The organism is Microvirga lotononidis, from assembly GCF_034627025.1.
Classification (GTDB): domain Bacteria; phylum Pseudomonadota; class Alphaproteobacteria; order Rhizobiales; family Beijerinckiaceae; genus Microvirga; species Microvirga lotononidis.
Window position 1 is genome coordinate 285,065 of record NZ_CP141050.1, and the last position, 15,435, is coordinate 300,499.

At 59.0% G+C, this 15,435-nt stretch carries 18 protein-coding genes and 1 pseudogene; 11 read left to right on the plus strand and 8 right to left on the minus strand.

Features of this window, described 5'->3' with window-relative positions; genetic code table 11:
* Nucleotides 1–538 precede the first annotated feature (538 nt).
* Nucleotides 539–982, minus strand: a complete 444-nt coding sequence (locus U0023_RS30970; RefSeq protein ID WP_009488982.1) for a GNAT family N-acetyltransferase — start codon at nt 980–982, stop codon at nt 539–541.
* Between the two features lie 468 nt (nt 983–1,450).
* On the opposite strand from U0023_RS30970, the gene U0023_RS30975 reads away from it, so the two are divergent.
* The gene (locus U0023_RS30975; protein WP_009488983.1) at nt 1,451–1,828 is read left to right on the plus strand and encodes a response regulator; all 378 of its coding nucleotides are present in this window, start codon (nt 1,451–1,453) and stop codon (nt 1,826–1,828) included.
* An 82-nt stretch (nt 1,829–1,910) separates the two neighbouring features.
* Nucleotides 1,911–3,065 (plus strand): sensor histidine kinase, encoded by a 1,155-nt coding sequence (locus U0023_RS30980; protein ID WP_009488984.1) that lies wholly within the window; start codon nt 1,911–1,913, stop codon nt 3,063–3,065.
* Nucleotides 3,066–3,096: 31 nt separating this feature from the next.
* Here the strand turns inward: U0023_RS30980 and U0023_RS30985 are convergent, their stop codons facing one another.
* Both U0023_RS30985 and U0023_RS30990 read right to left on the minus strand, forming a co-directional pair.
* A complete protein-coding gene (locus U0023_RS30985) occupies nt 3,097–3,297 on the minus strand; it encodes a hypothetical protein (RefSeq protein ID WP_009488985.1) in 201 nt (66 codons plus the stop codon).
* A 65-nt stretch (nt 3,298–3,362) separates the two neighbouring features.
* Nucleotides 3,363–3,740 (minus strand): hypothetical protein, encoded by a 378-nt coding sequence (locus U0023_RS30990; protein ID WP_009488986.1) that lies wholly within the window; start codon nt 3,738–3,740, stop codon nt 3,363–3,365.
* A 159-nt stretch (nt 3,741–3,899) separates the two neighbouring features.
* Here U0023_RS30990 and U0023_RS30995 point away from each other — a divergent pair, with 159 nt between their 5' ends.
* From U0023_RS30995 to U0023_RS31010, 4 genes are all read left to right on the plus strand, one after another.
* Nucleotides 3,900–4,070, plus strand: a complete 171-nt coding sequence (locus U0023_RS30995; RefSeq protein WP_009488987.1) for a CsbD family protein — start codon at nt 3,900–3,902, stop codon at nt 4,068–4,070.
* A gap of 58 nt (nt 4,071–4,128) precedes the next feature.
* The gene (locus tag U0023_RS31000; protein ID WP_009488988.1) at nt 4,129–4,839 is read left to right on the plus strand and encodes an IS6 family transposase; all 711 of its coding nucleotides are present in this window, start codon (nt 4,129–4,131) and stop codon (nt 4,837–4,839) included.
* 527 nt (nt 4,840–5,366) lie between these two features.
* The gene (locus U0023_RS31005) at nt 5,367–5,669 is read left to right on the plus strand and encodes a hypothetical protein (protein ID WP_009488989.1); all 303 of its coding nucleotides are present in this window, start codon (nt 5,367–5,369) and stop codon (nt 5,667–5,669) included.
* A 469-nt stretch (nt 5,670–6,138) separates the two neighbouring features.
* Nucleotides 6,139–6,333, plus strand: coding sequence for a hypothetical protein (locus U0023_RS31010; RefSeq protein ID WP_009488990.1), 195 nt, complete (start codon nt 6,139–6,141; stop codon nt 6,331–6,333).
* Between the two features lie 781 nt (nt 6,334–7,114).
* Here the strand turns inward: U0023_RS31010 and U0023_RS31015 are convergent.
* A complete protein-coding gene (locus U0023_RS31015) occupies nt 7,115–8,392 on the minus strand; it encodes a type IV secretory system conjugative DNA transfer family protein (RefSeq protein WP_009488991.1) in 1,278 nt (425 codons plus the stop codon).
* Nucleotides 8,393–8,862: 470 nt separating this feature from the next.
* On the opposite strand from U0023_RS31015, the gene U0023_RS31020 reads away from it, so the two are divergent.
* The 3 genes from U0023_RS31020 (at nt 8,863) to U0023_RS31030 (ending at nt 10,585) form a co-directional block, all read left to right on the plus strand.
* On the plus strand, nt 8,863–9,639 hold the full coding sequence (locus U0023_RS31020) for a hypothetical protein (protein ID WP_009488992.1): 777 nt from the start codon (nt 8,863–8,865) through the stop codon (nt 9,637–9,639).
* Between the two features lie 86 nt (nt 9,640–9,725).
* Nucleotides 9,726–9,923, plus strand: coding sequence for a transposase (locus tag U0023_RS31025; RefSeq protein WP_009488993.1), 198 nt, complete (start codon nt 9,726–9,728; stop codon nt 9,921–9,923).
* A 437-nt stretch (nt 9,924–10,360) separates the two neighbouring features.
* Nucleotides 10,361–10,585 (plus strand): hypothetical protein, encoded by a 225-nt coding sequence (locus U0023_RS31030; protein WP_040637807.1) that lies wholly within the window; start codon nt 10,361–10,363, stop codon nt 10,583–10,585.
* A 227-nt stretch (nt 10,586–10,812) separates the two neighbouring features.
* Here the strand turns inward: U0023_RS31030 and U0023_RS31035 are convergent, their stop codons facing one another.
* The 3 genes from U0023_RS31035 to U0023_RS31045 all read right to left on the minus strand — a co-directional run bounded on the left by U0023_RS31035 (nt 10,813) and on the right by U0023_RS31045 (nt 12,885).
* Nucleotides 10,813–11,016, minus strand: coding sequence for a hypothetical protein (locus U0023_RS31035; RefSeq protein ID WP_009488994.1), 204 nt, complete (start codon nt 11,014–11,016; stop codon nt 10,813–10,815).
* An 816-nt stretch (nt 11,017–11,832) separates the two neighbouring features.
* Complete coding sequence (locus U0023_RS31040) at nt 11,833–12,144, minus strand: SWIB/MDM2 domain-containing protein (RefSeq protein WP_009488997.1); 312 nt, start codon at nt 12,142–12,144, stop codon at nt 11,833–11,835.
* Between the two features lie 33 nt (nt 12,145–12,177).
* Nucleotides 12,178–12,885 (minus strand): sigma-70 family RNA polymerase sigma factor, encoded by a 708-nt coding sequence (locus U0023_RS31045; RefSeq protein ID WP_009488998.1) that lies wholly within the window; start codon nt 12,883–12,885, stop codon nt 12,178–12,180.
* A 155-nt stretch (nt 12,886–13,040) separates the two neighbouring features.
* Here U0023_RS31045 and U0023_RS31050 point away from each other — a divergent pair, with 155 nt between their 5' ends.
* Nucleotides 13,041–13,502, plus strand: coding sequence for a YybH family protein (locus tag U0023_RS31050; RefSeq protein ID WP_009488999.1), 462 nt, complete (start codon nt 13,041–13,043; stop codon nt 13,500–13,502).
* Nucleotides 13,503–13,750: 248 nt separating this feature from the next.
* A pseudogene (locus tag U0023_RS31055) lies at nt 13,751–14,233 on the plus strand (low molecular weight phosphatase family protein); the annotation flags it as partial.
* Between the two features lie 76 nt (nt 14,234–14,309).
* Here the strand turns inward: U0023_RS31055 and U0023_RS31060 are convergent.
* Complete coding sequence (locus U0023_RS31060; RefSeq protein WP_009489002.1) at nt 14,310–14,627, minus strand: DUF1330 domain-containing protein; 318 nt, start codon at nt 14,625–14,627, stop codon at nt 14,310–14,312.
* Nucleotides 14,628–15,435 lie beyond the last annotated feature (808 nt).

Consider the following 15,435-nt stretch of genomic DNA (forward strand, 5'->3'; position numbering starts at 1 on the left):
ATACTTGCGGGAGCGGAGCCTGGGCTTCAGGCGACGGCTCTGGCTTCACGCTGGCGCTTAGAGTGACCTGACGGGAGCGGACGGCCGAACGCATTCTGGCATCGTTTGCAATTGTCTCAGATCGATGCCTCGCCTCCCCATTGTTAGGCGATGGTTTGGGTGTGGCTCTTAGTGGCGGTGGCTGGGGGATAACAGCCGAATGCATTATTCGTTCAGCGCAAGATGCGGTGATCCAACTCAAAGTAAGGGCGGTAAACACCCCAAACTTATGCATGCCCTTGCCATCTCCCCTGATCTGCTCATCAGGTTAGCGAAGAAAAACGATGCAGAGGAGGTCCCGCGTCAATTCGCGCTCGTAATGAACAGGATTATTGAAAGTAGTTGCGGAATGACGGTCTCATAACTGGTCTTTGATCTGCGTCCCAGAGCCGGTTTTCGCGTACGGGGTGGCTCATGGATTCCATCATCTGGCTCGCTGCACCCTACTTGTACCAGCCTGGATCATGTCGTCCGCTAAACCGATACTCAATCGGTCGGATCAAGCCGCTTCAGCCATCGCACAGCGCATCACCAACGTGGTGTGTGTCTCCCGGACGATCTGGAAGCCATGCCGAGTGTAGAATCGAAGAGCAGGGTTATTCTTCAGCACGAACAGCGCCATCGACTTTGCCATCCTGCAACGCTCCTCCAGGAGCAACCGCATCACCCGTGAGCCAATTCCACGCCGCTGATACGCAGGAGAGATATAGAGTTGCTTCAGAAACAATTCGTCCTCGGCCTGTCGAAATTCAACCCACCCGATATCCCGGTCATCGAGCGTAATGATCATGGTATCGTTCGGATGCCATAGACTGGCAAACAGAGCCTCCTGGTCGACATCGACCCACTTCATCCAGGCACTTGCAAGAGGTCTGATCGCTTCGGTGTAAAGTCCGAGGGCAAAGGAATAGTCGTCCGAACAGGCCGGTCGGAAAGCAATCATTGTGGGATCGGTTCAGGAATGCGGAGGTGGAAATCAGAGGGCGTGTCTTGAGCAGTTGCTTTTGAACTTCGCGTTGATCTCTTCTTACCACGAGGGATCAACACTGTGGAGTACAAGCGGGATTCCATGTGGGCTCTGTCGGCGTCACACGCTCAGCCCCGTTAATCTCGGCAATGATGCCAATGAGCTTCAGAAGAGCAGGCATGGGCGAGTTGGCAGAGGTGGAACCCATCAGTGGCGATCGAATTATTGAAACATTCGGACCCTCTATTGATCCCCGCATTCCCCTTGTGCAGTGGGTCCAAGACTTGCGAGAGATTGCTCGATCCGGCGCTCATCCGAGCCGCCGGGTACTTTTTTACATCCCTATACACACAGCCGACGCGTACTGCCGTACGATCCTGAATCTCAATGGCCAAGTTTTGCTGTTCAGGATAGATTCAAGCCGAATAGGCAAAAGCTTATCAGATGACTACGCAGGCCAACGGCAAACCACTTGTGCTCGTTCTGGAGGACGAGGCCCTGATTGCGCTCAATCTTCAGGATGAGTTGCAGGACGCAGGCTATGGTGTAGCCGGTCCCTTCGTGACCTGTGCCGCTGCCCTGGAATGGCTCGGGACCAACTCACCCAACACAGCCATTCTGGATGCCACGCTCAAGGATGGTCCGTGCCGCGAGGTCGCTCTGGAGCTTAGCCGCCGTGAGGTGCCGTTCCTGATCTATTCAGGTCACCATGAGGACCGCCAGCTTCTATCAGAGTTTGATCATGTGGTCTGGATTGAGAAGCCAGTTCCGTCTGCGGTTCTGGTCCAAGCCTGTCAGCAGCTTCTGGTCGGCTGCTACTAAATTTCAGGGGAAATCAGCCGCCTCGCTCGAACTAACATGGGTTAATCGCGTTCCCACGGGTGGTCTCAGCGGTAACTGACGCGTGTTGAACGACAAATTGCTCCCAGCCTGGACAGAACGTGACCGGCTCGCATCTCTGCGCAGCTACCGGGTTCTCGACACGCCGCCAGAGTCAGAGTTTGACGATCTTGTGCAGCTTGCCGCCCGTGCCTGTGGGACGCCCATTGCCCTCATCAGCCTGATCGACGAGCGCAGGCAGTGGTTCAAGGCCGAGGTTGGACTGGGGGCGCGGGAGACGCCGCTCGACCGCTCGATCTGCCTCACGGCCATGCTTCAGCCGGGACTGACCATCGTCTCTGACCTCACGGAGGACCCTCGCTTCGCCCGCAATCCTCTGGTCGCAGGGGAGCCGTATTTGCGCTTCTATGCTGGAGCGGTGCTGCGAACGCCTGACGGAGTGCCGTTGGGTGCGCTGTGCGTTCTTGACTATGTTCCGCGTTGTGTAACCGAGGAGCCGGCATCCACCCTCACAATGCTGGCGCGACAGGTCATGTCACAACTGGAACTGCGCCGCGCCATTGCAGAGCGGGACGAGAAGCTGGAGGCTAGCCACCAGATCGAGCAGCGCCAAGCTTTGCTGGTTCGTGAGCTTCATCATCGGGTGAAGAATACGCTGGCCACGGTTCAGGCGCTGGTTGGAGCCACTGGCCGGTCCACCGGCAGCTTTGACGAGTTCTATCGCTCTTTCTCGAAGCGCGTCACATCCTTAGCGAAGACCCATAATCTCTTGACCGAGGACTACTGGCAAACAGCCTCACTGCGAGAGATCGCCCTCAATGAACTCAAGCCGTTCGCCGAGAGCAGACAGCCCCGGTTCATGCTCCTGGGGCCACCCGTCGAGTTAGCGGCGGATTTGGCGGTGCCGGTTGGTATGGCCCTTCACGAATTGTCCACGAATGCTGTCCGGTACGGGGCACTGTCGGCTCCGACTGGCTACGTCCAGGTTCGGTGGAGTGTGGCCGAGAACGAGGGTGCCAGGACGCTCCATCTGGAGTGGAAGGAGTTCGGTGGTCCGCCCGTGAGCGAGCCGCAGCACCAAGGCTTTGGCTCGACCCTGCTTCAGCGGGTTCTACCCATGCAGTGCAACGCCGAAGTGGAAGTCCAGTATGACAAGGGCGGGCTTCGGTTTGCGATGGAAGCGCCGCTGGTCGAGCAGCGATTAGTCCCCGCTTACTGAGGGCTGCCCCAGATAAAACGACGCGCCAAGATCAGCCATTGGATTTCCTTCTCGCTCCGGCTGACTCTTTTCTCGGCGAGTTTTTAGCGGCGGGCTGCCGTTTTGGCTTGGTCATGTCATTCAAGATCGCCTTCTGCTGACGGTGCATCTCTGCCGTCCAGAAGCCACGGGCAGCACCCGCCCAAGTGTTTGCCGCACTCAGCCAAAGGCTCATCCAAGGGTTCTTCATCATCTCGACTTCCTCGATAAGTGGCCGCTATCTCGATGCTCATTGGACGACTGAAAGGAACATCCCGATCAGTAAGAATAGGATCGTCTCTGTGGAGCGAAGCTTCCGGTCTCGTCCGGATCGTACTGTCGGGGCTGGGACTGCCCTCGGTCCTGATAAGGATCGCGCTGACGGGCCACGCGGTCCTGTCCGCGCTGGCGGGCGATCCGTTCCTCTTGGATGCGTTGTTGCTCTAAACGTTCTTGCTTCTCGGCTTGACGCCTGCGCAGCACGCCGACTGCACAGCCCGCCGCAGCGCCCTTCCAACGATTTCCCACGGCAAAGTGGCCGATGATTGCACCACCAAGACCATACTTCAGACATCCGCCCGGCTCGGCACGCGCCTGATTGGGACCATAAGCTCCGAGAACGAGCAGACTGGCAAGGGCGATGGCAACTTTCTTCATCTATGTCTCCATGAGGGAGGAGTAACGCAGGTGGCAGAATCTGGTTCTGCGGAGCAGCGCAACACCTATCCATGCGCGGCGGTGTCACAGGAACGAGCCTGACCGGACCTCGTTGCTTTGGTGGACACAGACTGGCGTCTATTGTTTCAGGAGATGGCTATGGATAAGGACCGCGTGAAGGGCTCAGCGACCAACATCGGTGGCAAGGCCAAAGAAGCTGCTGGTGACCTTACCGGCGATTCCAAGATGAAGAGTGAAGGCAAGATGGACCAAGCCAAAGGCAAGATCCAAAACGCTGTGGGCGGCATCAAGGACGCGTTCAAGAAGTAAGCCGCTGCGGGGTACTGTCAAGTTGGCCAGAGATCGGGTCTGTGGCAGGGTCTCGGGCATGAGCATGATGTCCAATCCCTACTGGGGCTTCCGCTATCCGGCTGAAATCATCAACCAGGCAGTCTGGTTGTATCACTGCTTTAGTTTGAGCCTACGGGAGGTCGAGTTGATCCTGGCAGCGCGCGGAGTTGTGGTCAGCTACGAGACCATCCGCGAGTGGAGCCTGCGCTTCGGACGAACCTACGCCAAGACCCTCAAGCGGCGCCGGCCGCAACCCGGCGACAAGTGGTTTCTGGATGAGGTCTTTGTCCGCATCCGAGGCAAACTGCACTACCTCTGGCGGGCTGTTGACCAGCATCGAAATGTGCTCGATGTGCTGGTCCAGAGCCGTCGCAACGCGAAGGCGGCCAAACGGTTCTTCCGCAAGCTTCTGAAGGGATTGCGCTATGTACCGAGGGTCATCGTGACGGATAAACTCGGATCCTATTGTGCCGCCAAACGCGAGATCCTCCCGGGCGTCGAGCATCGGCAGAGCCGATACCTGAACAACCGCTGTGAGGTCTCGCACCAACCCACCCGACGGCGAGAACGCCCCATGAGGCGGTTCAAGTCAGTCCGGCACGCCCAGCAGTTCCTCGCCACTCACACTCCAATCCACAACCACTTCCAGCTCCGCCGTCATCGCCTCTCGGCCAGTGAGTACAGGACCACCCGCGATCGCGCCTTCCTCACCTGGCGCCATGCGACCGGCGTTGCCGTCGTGGGCTGATGTGGACTGACGTGAGGGCTGCACTTGCGGCCGCTTTGCTTCTTCGGCGCTAAGTTGACAATACCCCGCGCGACCCACCTTCACCACGTCAACGCCATGGCAGCGTGGAAAGTCGCAGCGAACGTCGCCGCTTGAACCTGTCACGCGGCCGAATTTGCCTCGATGTGCCCGATGCGGGTTAACGTGATAACACCGACCTCTCTGAGCTACCAGACCACCGCTCGTCCCGACGACTTGCCCCTTGCGGGACAGCATCGGGATGTTCGATGCCAGCTCAAGAAGTTCGCTGCCAGGATCGAGAAGTATGCCCGGGAGCTACAGCGGAACAAGCATTCATAGAGCGATGTCCGGCGACATCCTGAAGATGATCCACTGCAGCTGCGGTGAACACTCCTTCATCCATAAGGATTAGTCGTCTCTGCTGCCATCCGACCTAATTGCCGGAAGCTGAACTGCTGTTGTTTTAGCGAAAAAGCAACGCCATGATAGAATCATGACTGTTCCTTCAATACGTACAGGAGGCCGGAATGCTGATGCAGACTCCCAGCCGATCCGGGGGACATGCCATCGATAGCAATCCAATCTCGCTCGTAGAAATCCAGAGCTTTGAGGCTCCGGTCTCCTGGTTGCTTGCGAGCGCGTACCAGCAGGATCTTGTGGAGTTTCTGCTTCATCGCTGGAGAAAAGATATCCAAGCCGCCCAGGACTTGAGCGCCTGCAGGCGCTGGAGTGATCTAGTAGCGGCGCAGTTCAAGTGGGCTTGGGAGGCGCAACAGGATCACCGTACTGTCTTGGGTAAGATCCTGTTCCGCTCTTGGCGGGTTCACTGACAACCGACGATGCTAAACTACACCTGTCGCCGCTTGTGCAAGCAGAGATGCGATCCACTTTTGAATCAGCGTCGAACGCTAACCTCTGAGCCGACTGCCACCAAATGTATGACGTTGCTGCAAATTCATAGCGGGGGCCGGGTCATCATCAGCGCCGATTCTGACCCTACCGGATTTCCATGTTGTGTCACTAAGCCAATCACAGCTGCGGCACCCAAACTACGTCAGAGCCAAACTTGGACGTCAATTGACAGTAGGAGAGCGTGAGGAACTGTGGAAGGTCAGTAGGAGGGCGTATCCGCGAGGGGAGGATCAAGCTCGATTGACGGCAGTGCAGCGAAAACCAAGGCCGTGGGTGAACTCGCTGCCCCCAGTTTCGGAGGCTCTCCTGGATCAGCCCGATGGGTCCTGGCCATTGGCGAGGGCGCACGGCATACTCGGTCCCGCAATGATTGGAGGGGTCGGGGACATGAGCACGCCACGCATTCTCGTTCTGTTGGGTGGGATTACCGTGGTCCTGCCGCTGTTCCTGTTCATGATCGCGGTGGCGCACAATCCGAATGTCAGCGGCAGCGTCATCTCGGTGATCTTCGGCGGCATCGTGTTCACAATCTTCCTGATTGGAGCGATCTTTGAGATCAAGCGGCTCATCGATAAACCCTGACCGGTGTTATCAGACCACGACCTTCACTTGGGACCGCTCGTGCCTCGCGAGCCATAAGGATCTATAGGGCGGCCAGTGAGAGGGCTCCCTTGGGAGGAGATGAGCAAGCCCGATCGACGGTAGTGCAACTGAGCTTGGACTATGGGCGGAATGATTGCCCGGCAGTTCCTTTTGGTCTCTCCCATCAGCCTGTTGAGCACGTCCATGACGTTCAACCACTAGTGTGTGAATCGGCACCGAAGCTTCGACCCCTGCTTGGGGAAGCGCAACGCCTTGGTTGAGCGACCCAACCCAGAAATCCAGCGGGGTTACGATCGGCGCCGACGATGACCCCGCTGACGCCATGAATTCGCTAGCGACGTCATATGCCTAACTGCAAACGGCAAAAGGGTCTGCATTCGATGCTGATTCACATCCGTAGACTTCAGCCCCATTTAGACCAATCCCGACGGGCTTCTTCAGGAGCATGACGGATCGTGCAGTCCTTCCGTGCTGCACTTGTACTCGATCGCCAGGGCGTTCTGAGCGGCCTCCTCGATCAGGACGACCAATCAAAATTCGACTGGAGCGGGAATCCCTCGGATCACCTGACGGTCCACATGCCTTAACGCGAGGCGTGAATAATCATAGGCAAACCTGTCTCACTTTGACGCTTGGCTGAACCTGCGACAGATCCTGGCAAATTGGAAATCCTAAGTACTTTTGGTGGCGTGAGGCCAGAAGCGGACTTGTTGCAGAATGCGCCAGAGATTGCCCGCATCTGAAATCTCTGGCGGTTTTTCTAGAAATCACGGGGCGCGGGCAGGAGGAATGACCCCATTGCCTGGGAAGGCCGCAGGACAGGCTTTTCAGGCCCTTTGACCATGAATCGGGTGGCGGCTGGATCGAAGTCGAGTTCCAGGTCCATCGCGGCCTTGAGGGCTTCAGCGTTAGCCGGTCCATAGAGCCGGTCAAGAGACGCCGTATCGTCAGCGGAAACGAGGATTGAAAGGTCCGTCTTCTTGGCGGCTGCCGCCAGCTCTGTCATTCCCGAAATCGGCTCGGCCTGATCGGTGTTTGTGAAGATGAACACGGCTGCCCGCTGAGGCTTGCCGGCCGCCTGTTCGTTGCGGCCATGGATCGCCTCATCAATGATCTGCTGCCACAGGAGGCGTGTCAGGAGATTGTAGGCCGCGGCATGCTGGCCGTGTCGGGTCGGGCAGCACACATAAACGGTCGCCGGGCCACTGATCTCGACCCCCACAGAGGTGCTGATTTTCCGGTGGGCCGCCCACTGGCCACGCGGATCGCCGGAAACCCAGGAGGTTTCGGGAGTATGGAAGGGCACCAGCCGTTGCACGATCGCGTCATGGATCACCCGGCGGCGCTCATCGGAAAGGGCCGCATAGGCGCGCAATTCGAACAGTGCCCTCGGGCTCCCGGAGCTGTCGGCGGCGGCAACATAATCAGTAGCTCTATCGTCAAGACGGCGCTCGATGAGGGCCGTGCACAGCCCCATCAAGGTCGGCTCGGCTAGACGCAGTCCGCTGCCGTTCGCAACCTGAGCGGTGGCGAGCTCCAGAAGGCCCCAGAGAGCGGAGATCGCTTCCTGCTCGATGGTGTCATTGCCATCGTTCGTTCTGATCTCTGGAATCCAGTCGTATCCTTCTGTCCCTTGGATGATGAACGCTTCCGCGATGTTGCGCAGCCGTCGGGAGCGGGTTTCCGGGTCGGTACCCAGATTGATGTCAGCGAGTGGATTATAAGAGCTCCCGCTGTGCCACCGAATACGTGAGACGGGTCCCAGTTTGGCTCGGGTCGCAGCCGTGAGGTCGTAAACCTCTCCGGTCGGGTCGTCGACGATGTAGCTGGCCGATGTGCCCCGCAGAAGGGTCGGGACGATCACCCTCTCCATCCGCTGGCGCGAACTGGCTCCGAGAAGAAGGGTATTGGCGTTCCGGGTTGTGCCGTGAGGAACGCCCCGGCGGTCCTCCCCGAGCGTGAGGATCGCCCCGTGGGGGGCGATGATGACATCTTTCGGGAGTCCAAATCCAAAGAGTTTTTTGAGAAGGTCTTTCACGTGGTCTGATCCGTTCGGGTGGACAAGAAGGAGAAGGCGACTGAGAAATTCGAAATTCTGTTACACGGCAGAGGAGCACACAGGTCCACGTTTTGCAGAACTTTGCGGCAGGTTTTCGCAGGTAAGCGAGAACAACAACAGGCTCGGCGTCCATCGCTGGGGTACGCCACCCCGCTCGCACAGAATCTGCGACACAGCCCCTGATGGCCGCGGTCGCGAGCAGGCCAAGGCCGCTCAGATCGCCCGATATGAAAGGCGCTCCTGATGCTCGGGTTCTCATCAGGCCAAAAACACTCGCACTTGTCCAAGCCCACGGCAGGACTTCCGAACGTCCTGGAGCTCTTCGCGGCCGAAGGGGCGTCGTGGCTATCGCCGCCAGATACCGTGGGTGGACCGGCCTGAAATCGTCACATTCTTGCGCGACCTCGGGGGTGACGCTTCATTAACCATCCCTCCGCCCAAGGCCACCAATGCTCAGAACTCTTGCTGCCCTGGCCCTCGTGCTCGCGCCCCCAGCCTTCGCTCAGACCAATAGCCGTCCCGACATCATCCGCGGCCTCTGCCGCCCTGATGGCTGCGACGAGTTCGCCATCCTGGCAGCCTCCCCTCTGACCAGGACAGGAGAGGGCACACTCATGCAGACCCGGGTGAAGACCTTCCACGCCAGTACATCTGGACGCAGGGAACTCAGCGAGGAAAACGGGTATGTGTACTGCTCACAAACCAAGCCGGCGATCGTGGCTGAAAAGAGTGGACGTGCCATGGCCTTCTATCTCGCGCCGTTCGCCACCCAAGAGAGCCGCGAGACCATCCGCCAGAACGCCAACTTCCATGCCCTGTACTTCAGCATCTGCCATGGCATGGAAGCGGGCCGAGCGGCGGTTCAGAACTTGCCGCGTGTCGCTCAGGAGCTTGGCTACAGAGTTGCTCTGCCCCAGTCGCAGTCCGTAGCCCTGAGCCGGGTCGAGGATATCCTGCCGCCCGAGAGCCGGCGCTCAGCCGAGGCTCGACATGACATGCGCCCGGTTCCACCGGTGAGCATGCCGCCTGCCGTGGCTCAGCGGGACTGGGCTATCGACGAGCCGGCTGGCGAATTCGGAGGATACCGTCAGGCAATGCCACCCCAGCCACAGCCTGATGTTGTGGAGCGGGACGAGAGGCTGCTGGCTGGTCCGCGCCGCCTGACCAACCGCGCCTTCGATGCCCTTGATGAGGTAGGCGATTGGGTCTTAGGGCGGCGATACTGATCCGAAGACTGCAGGCGCCCCTTGAGGTGGACAGATCGACACTGAGGAGTTGACCAGGTCTGCCGGGTTTTCGGAGACTGAAGCCCATGGTGAAGAACCGCACTCACAGCATCGACTTCAAACGGCAGGTTGCGCAGGATTACCTCGCTGGTGAGCCCCTGCACAGCCTGGCCCGGCGCTACGACCTGTCGCGCAACCTGATCCGGATCTGGGTCCGGAAGTACAAGGCCGGCGCCCTCGACGAGGACCTGTTATTCGGCTCTGAACCGGAACCCCTCCACTGATGAGACGCAACCTCCTGAGCGAATTACATTCTTCGCTGAGAATGAGAGGGTCACGAACGGCGCCGATCGTGACCCTCTCACCGTGGCCATTTGCCCTGAGTGTTCAGGAGTTTGCGTCGGTTCCGGAAGGGGTCAGGATTTCCACGCCGATTTACACACGACGAATTCTCGATCAATGTCATGTGCGTAACGGCAGTCGGCTCAAGGGTACATATTCGATGCTGAATCACACTTTCAGGTTCTTGAGAGCCCTATCGCACTGCTCGATGTGTTCGCTGGCCCGCCGCTACGTCTCAATGGCACTCTGGCAGGGCTCATCGACCTCTTGCTTGCAAAATACGCAGATCATCAGACTGGCCCCTTTATGAGAGCGAATATGTCGGGCCAACAAAGTTGTGCGAACAGAGTTCCCCTCATCTTGAGGCCGTGGTCTGTTATTGAGCGTCAGCGATTGCTCAGTTCTCATCTTCTTCCGGCAGAGACTCGATATCGCCAATGCCCCAAGCACGATGGCCAGCGCGTCGCTCCAGGGCCTCGACCTGCCGGAGAAGCTGTGTCGCGAGTGTTGCTTCACGCCGGAATCCCTCATCACCAGGGTCACCGCCCAAACGCGTGTGCATGTCCCGCACCCGCGCTTCGAGGGCGCGCCTGAGAACGCCTGATTGCTCTCGATCTAGGTCAAGCAGCATTTGCGTTTGGCCCCGTGCTCCGGTTGGCGATCAGCCTAGAGCAAAACGGCAGCAGCCCACCAGCACAAGCCGATTGCGACCACGACGGCTGTCCAATTCAGAATACGAGCGAACAGTCCACGTGCCGAAGCGATCCCACGACCACTCGGTGTCGGACGCATGTCTACGGGCATGGCACATCCCTCACCGGGGCCGGAACCTCACGAGAGGCTCGGCTCTGTTTTCCGCGCCTTGATCTGTGTCTCGCCAACGATGCACTCGGTTGCGCTGGATAGCGCCCTGATCCGGTACTGGCGCTCATGCGAGGTCTCAGGCAGCACTTGAACGATCACGTAGGTACTGGGATTAGCTCCCCTGGGGTGGGCTGGGAGAACCGTCTGGCCGACCTGGAACTTGTGCGTCATAGGACACCTCGCTTCGAAAACCCCACTGGAACTCGAATCTGCACTGGACCTACGATGACGACTGGACGCTGGTCGAAGCTCCCCATTGGGGCGTGAAGCGGCACAAATGCTCTGCGGCAAGACTAGCATTCAGTTGACGGCCACGGTTGCATTTTTCTTAACTTATGTAAACCGTTTGCCGAAACCAGAGCGCCTGCTGAGGGTTGTCTCTGATACCAAGTCAAACGGTTTCAAGGGTTTGGGGCAGCCGGAAGAGCGCAATGGCTGCGGGTTCACCAGACGAAGGCGGACCAAATTCCGCGAAGCCCAACGGCGGGACCAATAGCCCGTTCAGAGGCGCACTGATACCTGCCGAGCGCACAGCCGAGATTGGGCGCTGTCTCCAAGCCCAGCATCCGGTGCTGCTCAAGGAACCACTTCCCGACGCGCTTGCCGCTCTCATTCTCCGCTTACAGGAGCGGGAGGGCGGGGCAACTTGAGCAAGACATAATTAGTACATGATGCTGAGCAGCTTTGCTTGGTGTGCAGATGATCAAAACTTGCCATCCGCCAGAACCCTTCCAGCAGGCGCAAGCCCTTGAGCACTGGGCTGACTGTCGTGAGCGTGCTGTCGCGAGACTTGAGCGTAAAGTCGAGCGCTTGCTCGCTCAGAAGCGAGCGGATCAGGCGACCCGTCTGCGATTTGCAGCTCAATACCTCCGCCAAGCAGCGCTCCGCGACCGCCTTCATGCCGCTGAACTGAGGCGGGCGACTCAGCGATAAACTACACTCAGATTACGATCTTCAGAAGCTTGCGAAGTTTGCCATTTAGGCATTTCACTTGAGATGCTGGGCGAGGTATTTGTTCATCTCAAACATGCTGACCTTGTTCTTTCCCCCGAACACCGCCTGAAGCTTCTGGTCCGCCATGATCTCGCGCTTATTCTGCGGGTTCTGGAGCTTGTGTGTCTTGATGTACTCCCAAATCTTGCTCACCGCCTCCGGGCGCGACAACGGAGCCGAGCCCACGACGGCAGCCAATTCCTGCGAAGGCTGTAACGGTTTTAGAAAGGCCGAGGTTGGCTCTTGGGCCGTACCCTCGGCTGCATTCGCCTGATCCTCCGGCTTCTCTGGTGTTGAAGGCGGCATGTGATTCTCCCTTGGGCGGAACCAAGAACGGATTTAGATGGCAGCCGCGACCCTCGATTGTTGCAGCGCGGCCAGCAGCATTCCATCCGGGCCAAGATCGTGCCGATTTTCCATCTGCAACATCGCCGCAAGCTGGGTGCGGTGTCGGTTGACACGGCTCTTGAGCGTGCCAACTGCCACCCCGCAGGCAGCCGCCGCATCCTCATAGCTGTCGCCTTGCTCGGCCACCAGGACGAGAGCCTCGCGTTGTCCTGGCGGCAGACGCGCCAGCGCCTTGCGAAGGTCTTCGAGCATCAGCCTGGATTCCTGCCCAGGGTAAACCATCAGCCGTCTGGCAAAGCCGCTCTCTGGGTCTTCGATCTCGCGTCTGTACTTTCGATGCTCGGAGTAGAAGCTGTTGCGCAGAATGGTGAACAGCCACGCCTCCAGGTTGGTGCCGTGCTGGAAATGATCCAGGTTGGCCCAAGCCCGCAGGACGATACTCTGCACAAGATCATCACTCCGGACCGGATCGCGGGTGAGATGCAGCACAAAGTTCCGCAGGTGCGGCAGAAAGGCGGAAAGCTGGTCTCGCATATGCTTCGAGCGGCGGCCTGCGCGGACCTCCTCGACAAGGGCCAGTTGCTGCGCGTGCGGGAGCGGATGGATGTGCCGCAGCCGTGCCCGCTTGCCCCGTGCGGACCGGCTGCGACCCGTATCTATGGAAGTGGGCTGGCTGTGTTGGCGAGCGGCGGTGGTCATGGCCTCGCTCCACCTTGGCGACAGCTTCAACATACACCTACGGTTGCCGGTCAGCCAGCCCATTCGACCATAGAACTGATGTCTGCTGGCAGCTTGACCCCTTGCCGGGGCAAGCGCACCATCCTGGCTCCAAGCCTCGGCCCTTGGAGGTTGCCATGGCTGAACGCGATGATGATGTCATCTTGATCCGGCGCTGGTTTCAGCGCCTCCAGGTCTGTATCCAGACGGTGGATTTCGTCGGCTCTCGCCCGCTTTTCGCTGACGATATGCTCACCTTTGGCACCTTCACGGCTTTCACTGTGGGACGCGAGGCCACCGAACACGAGCAGTGGCGTCATGTCTGGGGTCATATCGACCGGTTCCGCTGGCATCTGGACGATCTGCGTACCCTCATCTCGGGCGACCGTCTCACGGCGGTTGGCATGGCGGTGTTCGAGTCCACCGGCTACACCGAAGATGGCAGGGCGTTTGACCGCCCCGGACGCGCGACGGTGGTGCTGGGGCGAAAGGCTGTGGGTGAGGAGTGGGTGGCGCAGCACACGCACGTGTCGCTGTTCCCTGGCACTCCGTCCCGCTCCTTCGGCACCAAGCGGGAGCACCCGCCTGCGGCGCTCTAGCGCCAACTCCACAGCCCGCCGCAAGGGTTGGCGCTCTGGAGCATTGGTAGCCCAGTTGCCATGTCTGGCACAGGAAGTTCTCCCATGACCGAGCGAATCTACACCGTCCTGTTCCTCTGCACCGGCAACTCTGCCCGCTCGATCCTAGAGCATCGGACGAGAAGTCGGATCCGATACGTTCTGCATCTCAGCAGTCCTGGAGCCATCTCGAAGCCGCCGTTGGTGCGTCCACTTAATGGTCCGACGCTCTAGCCGAAGGCATCCTGCGCAAGGACGGTGAGGGGCACTTCCGGGCGTATTCGGCAAGCAGTCAGCCAAGGGGCACGGTCAACGCGCTGGTCCTAAAGGTGCTGGGCGACCACGGCCACCCAACAGACGGCTACCGCTCGAAAAGCTGGGACGAGTTCGCGGCTCCTGGAGCGCCTGTGATGGATTTTGTGCTCACCGTCTGCGACAGCCCGGCTGGTGAGGCGTCTCCAGTGTGGCCAGGACATGTCTCAATCGCTCATTGGGGCATCAGCGATCCAGCCGCTGTCGAAGGCTCTGATGCTGATAAGGAGCAAGCCTTTGTTCGCGCCTTCCAGTTCCTGAAGAACCGGATCAGTACGTTTCTCCACCTGCCGCTCGCCAGCCTTGATCAGTTCACGATAGGCACTCGGCTTCAGGCTATTGGTCATCTGGAAGGGACCAGTACAGTGCGGGCAGGTGGGGCCGACATGCACCAGAATTAGAATATAGTAACACCATAAGGCGCAGGGGCAATGAATCGAAGGCGAAGTGGCTGCGGCACTCTCTGGATTCTGGACTTCAGGCGAAGAGGGGCTCTGGCTTGAATGGGGATCGCTCCACCAGCAAGACCCCTGCTGCGGCTCCAACTGATCGCAGTTCCTGAAGGATGATCTTCATTTGTTCAGATGCTGCGGCTTGCCGCGCCTCCTCCAGGGTGCGGAACTCCAGCATTGTGAAGGTGTCCGGGCTGGCCTTATCCGCTGTGCGACAGGCCATGAAGGACACAGCCCCAGGCATATGTAGAAGCTGGGTGATCCAGTCGCGAACATGCCGGTTGTAATTGTTCCAGTTTGGCGTGTCGGTCGGGCGGTCGTACTGGAACATGACATAAGCCATGGTCACCTCCGGGGCTCGCACTGCGACAGTTCGGGCAATCACCGCATCCGGAGATATCAGAGCTTTCCCGCTACCCAGACCTGACCGCGAGCACGTAGATCGCCACGACAGCAGCCATCAGGAGCAGCGCGATCAAGGCTTCGGAGAGCACTACATGAATCCCAGGATCACTGCTCCGCAGAACAAAAATGCCAGAGCAGTAGCAAAGACCGCTTCGTTGCCTTGAGAAAGATAGGACCGGATTCGCTGCATTCTGATGTCCTCCCAAGTTCGGGAGTATACGCCCTTCTTAAGCGCAGCGATATGTTTGCTGACGGCATGAATATGCCTGAGAGCAAACGTCACCTTCGTTCTCAACGGCGAGCATGGTTGGGACGCTACCTCAGATCGCCTCAGTCCTCACCGTCATCAAAAAGCCTGCTCTCGGTTGCCCAATTCCAGTATGGACAACACGCCGCTTAGTCGGATCCAGATGGCGGCAAACTCGGTTTGGAAAGCCGTGCTGGCCTCAAAGGGCAAACTCCACGGACGGTGTGGCTATGGCAATGCCGATAGTCCGGCACGAGACCAAACCCCAGTCGGCGACTGATCCAACACCCATGCGGGAACACGGAGAAGCTGTGTATGCCTGACCACACCTCGAATTTAGTGCCCTGCTGTGTCACCGACATTGGCCCAGGCCGCATCTGGTGGGAGTGGCGTCAGGGGCACTGGGTGATCGCTGCAAAACCTGCCTCTGCGCCAGAGCAGAAGCGCCACGACGCTATCCGCCACGGGTAGATGTGCCCATCCGCTCAACACGGAAAGA

Excerpts from the sequence above, each read along its gene's own strand:
- U0023_RS31020 (WP_009488992.1), top strand. The coding sequence starts at position 8,863 with ATGCTCAGAACTCTTGCTGCCCTGGCCCTCGTGCTCGCGCCCCCAGCC.
- U0023_RS31005 (WP_009488989.1), top strand. The coding sequence starts at position 5,367 with ATGCTGATGCAGACTCCCAGCCGATCCGGGGGACATGCCATCGATAGC.
- U0023_RS31025 (WP_009488993.1), top strand. The coding sequence starts at position 9,726 with ATGGTGAAGAACCGCACTCACAGCATCGACTTCAAACGGCAGGTTGCG.
- U0023_RS31040 (WP_009488997.1), bottom strand. The coding sequence starts at position 12,144 with ATGCCGCCTTCAACACCAGAGAAGCCGGAGGATCAGGCGAATGCAGCC.
- U0023_RS30970 (WP_009488982.1), bottom strand. The coding sequence starts at position 982 with ATGATTGCTTTCCGACCGGCCTGTTCGGACGACTATTCCTTTGCCCTC.
- U0023_RS30975 (WP_009488983.1), top strand. The coding sequence starts at position 1,451 with ATGACTACGCAGGCCAACGGCAAACCACTTGTGCTCGTTCTGGAGGAC.
- U0023_RS31035 (WP_009488994.1), bottom strand. The coding sequence starts at position 11,016 with ATGACGCACAAGTTCCAGGTCGGCCAGACGGTTCTCCCAGCCCACCCC.
- U0023_RS31000 (WP_009488988.1), top strand. The coding sequence starts at position 4,129 with ATGAGCATGATGTCCAATCCCTACTGGGGCTTCCGCTATCCGGCTGAA.
- U0023_RS30985 (WP_009488985.1), bottom strand. The coding sequence starts at position 3,297 with ATGATGAAGAACCCTTGGATGAGCCTTTGGCTGAGTGCGGCAAACACT.
- U0023_RS31060 (WP_009489002.1), bottom strand. The coding sequence starts at position 14,627 with ATGGCTTATGTCATGTTCCAGTACGACCGCCCGACCGACACGCCAAAC.
- U0023_RS30995 (WP_009488987.1), top strand. The coding sequence starts at position 3,900 with ATGGATAAGGACCGCGTGAAGGGCTCAGCGACCAACATCGGTGGCAAG.
- U0023_RS31010 (WP_009488990.1), top strand. The coding sequence starts at position 6,139 with ATGAGCACGCCACGCATTCTCGTTCTGTTGGGTGGGATTACCGTGGTC.
- U0023_RS31045 (WP_009488998.1), bottom strand. The coding sequence starts at position 12,885 with ATGACCACCGCCGCTCGCCAACACAGCCAGCCCACTTCCATAGATACG.
- U0023_RS30990 (WP_009488986.1), bottom strand. The coding sequence starts at position 3,740 with ATGAAGAAAGTTGCCATCGCCCTTGCCAGTCTGCTCGTTCTCGGAGCT.
- U0023_RS31050 (WP_009488999.1), top strand. The coding sequence starts at position 13,041 with ATGGCTGAACGCGATGATGATGTCATCTTGATCCGGCGCTGGTTTCAG.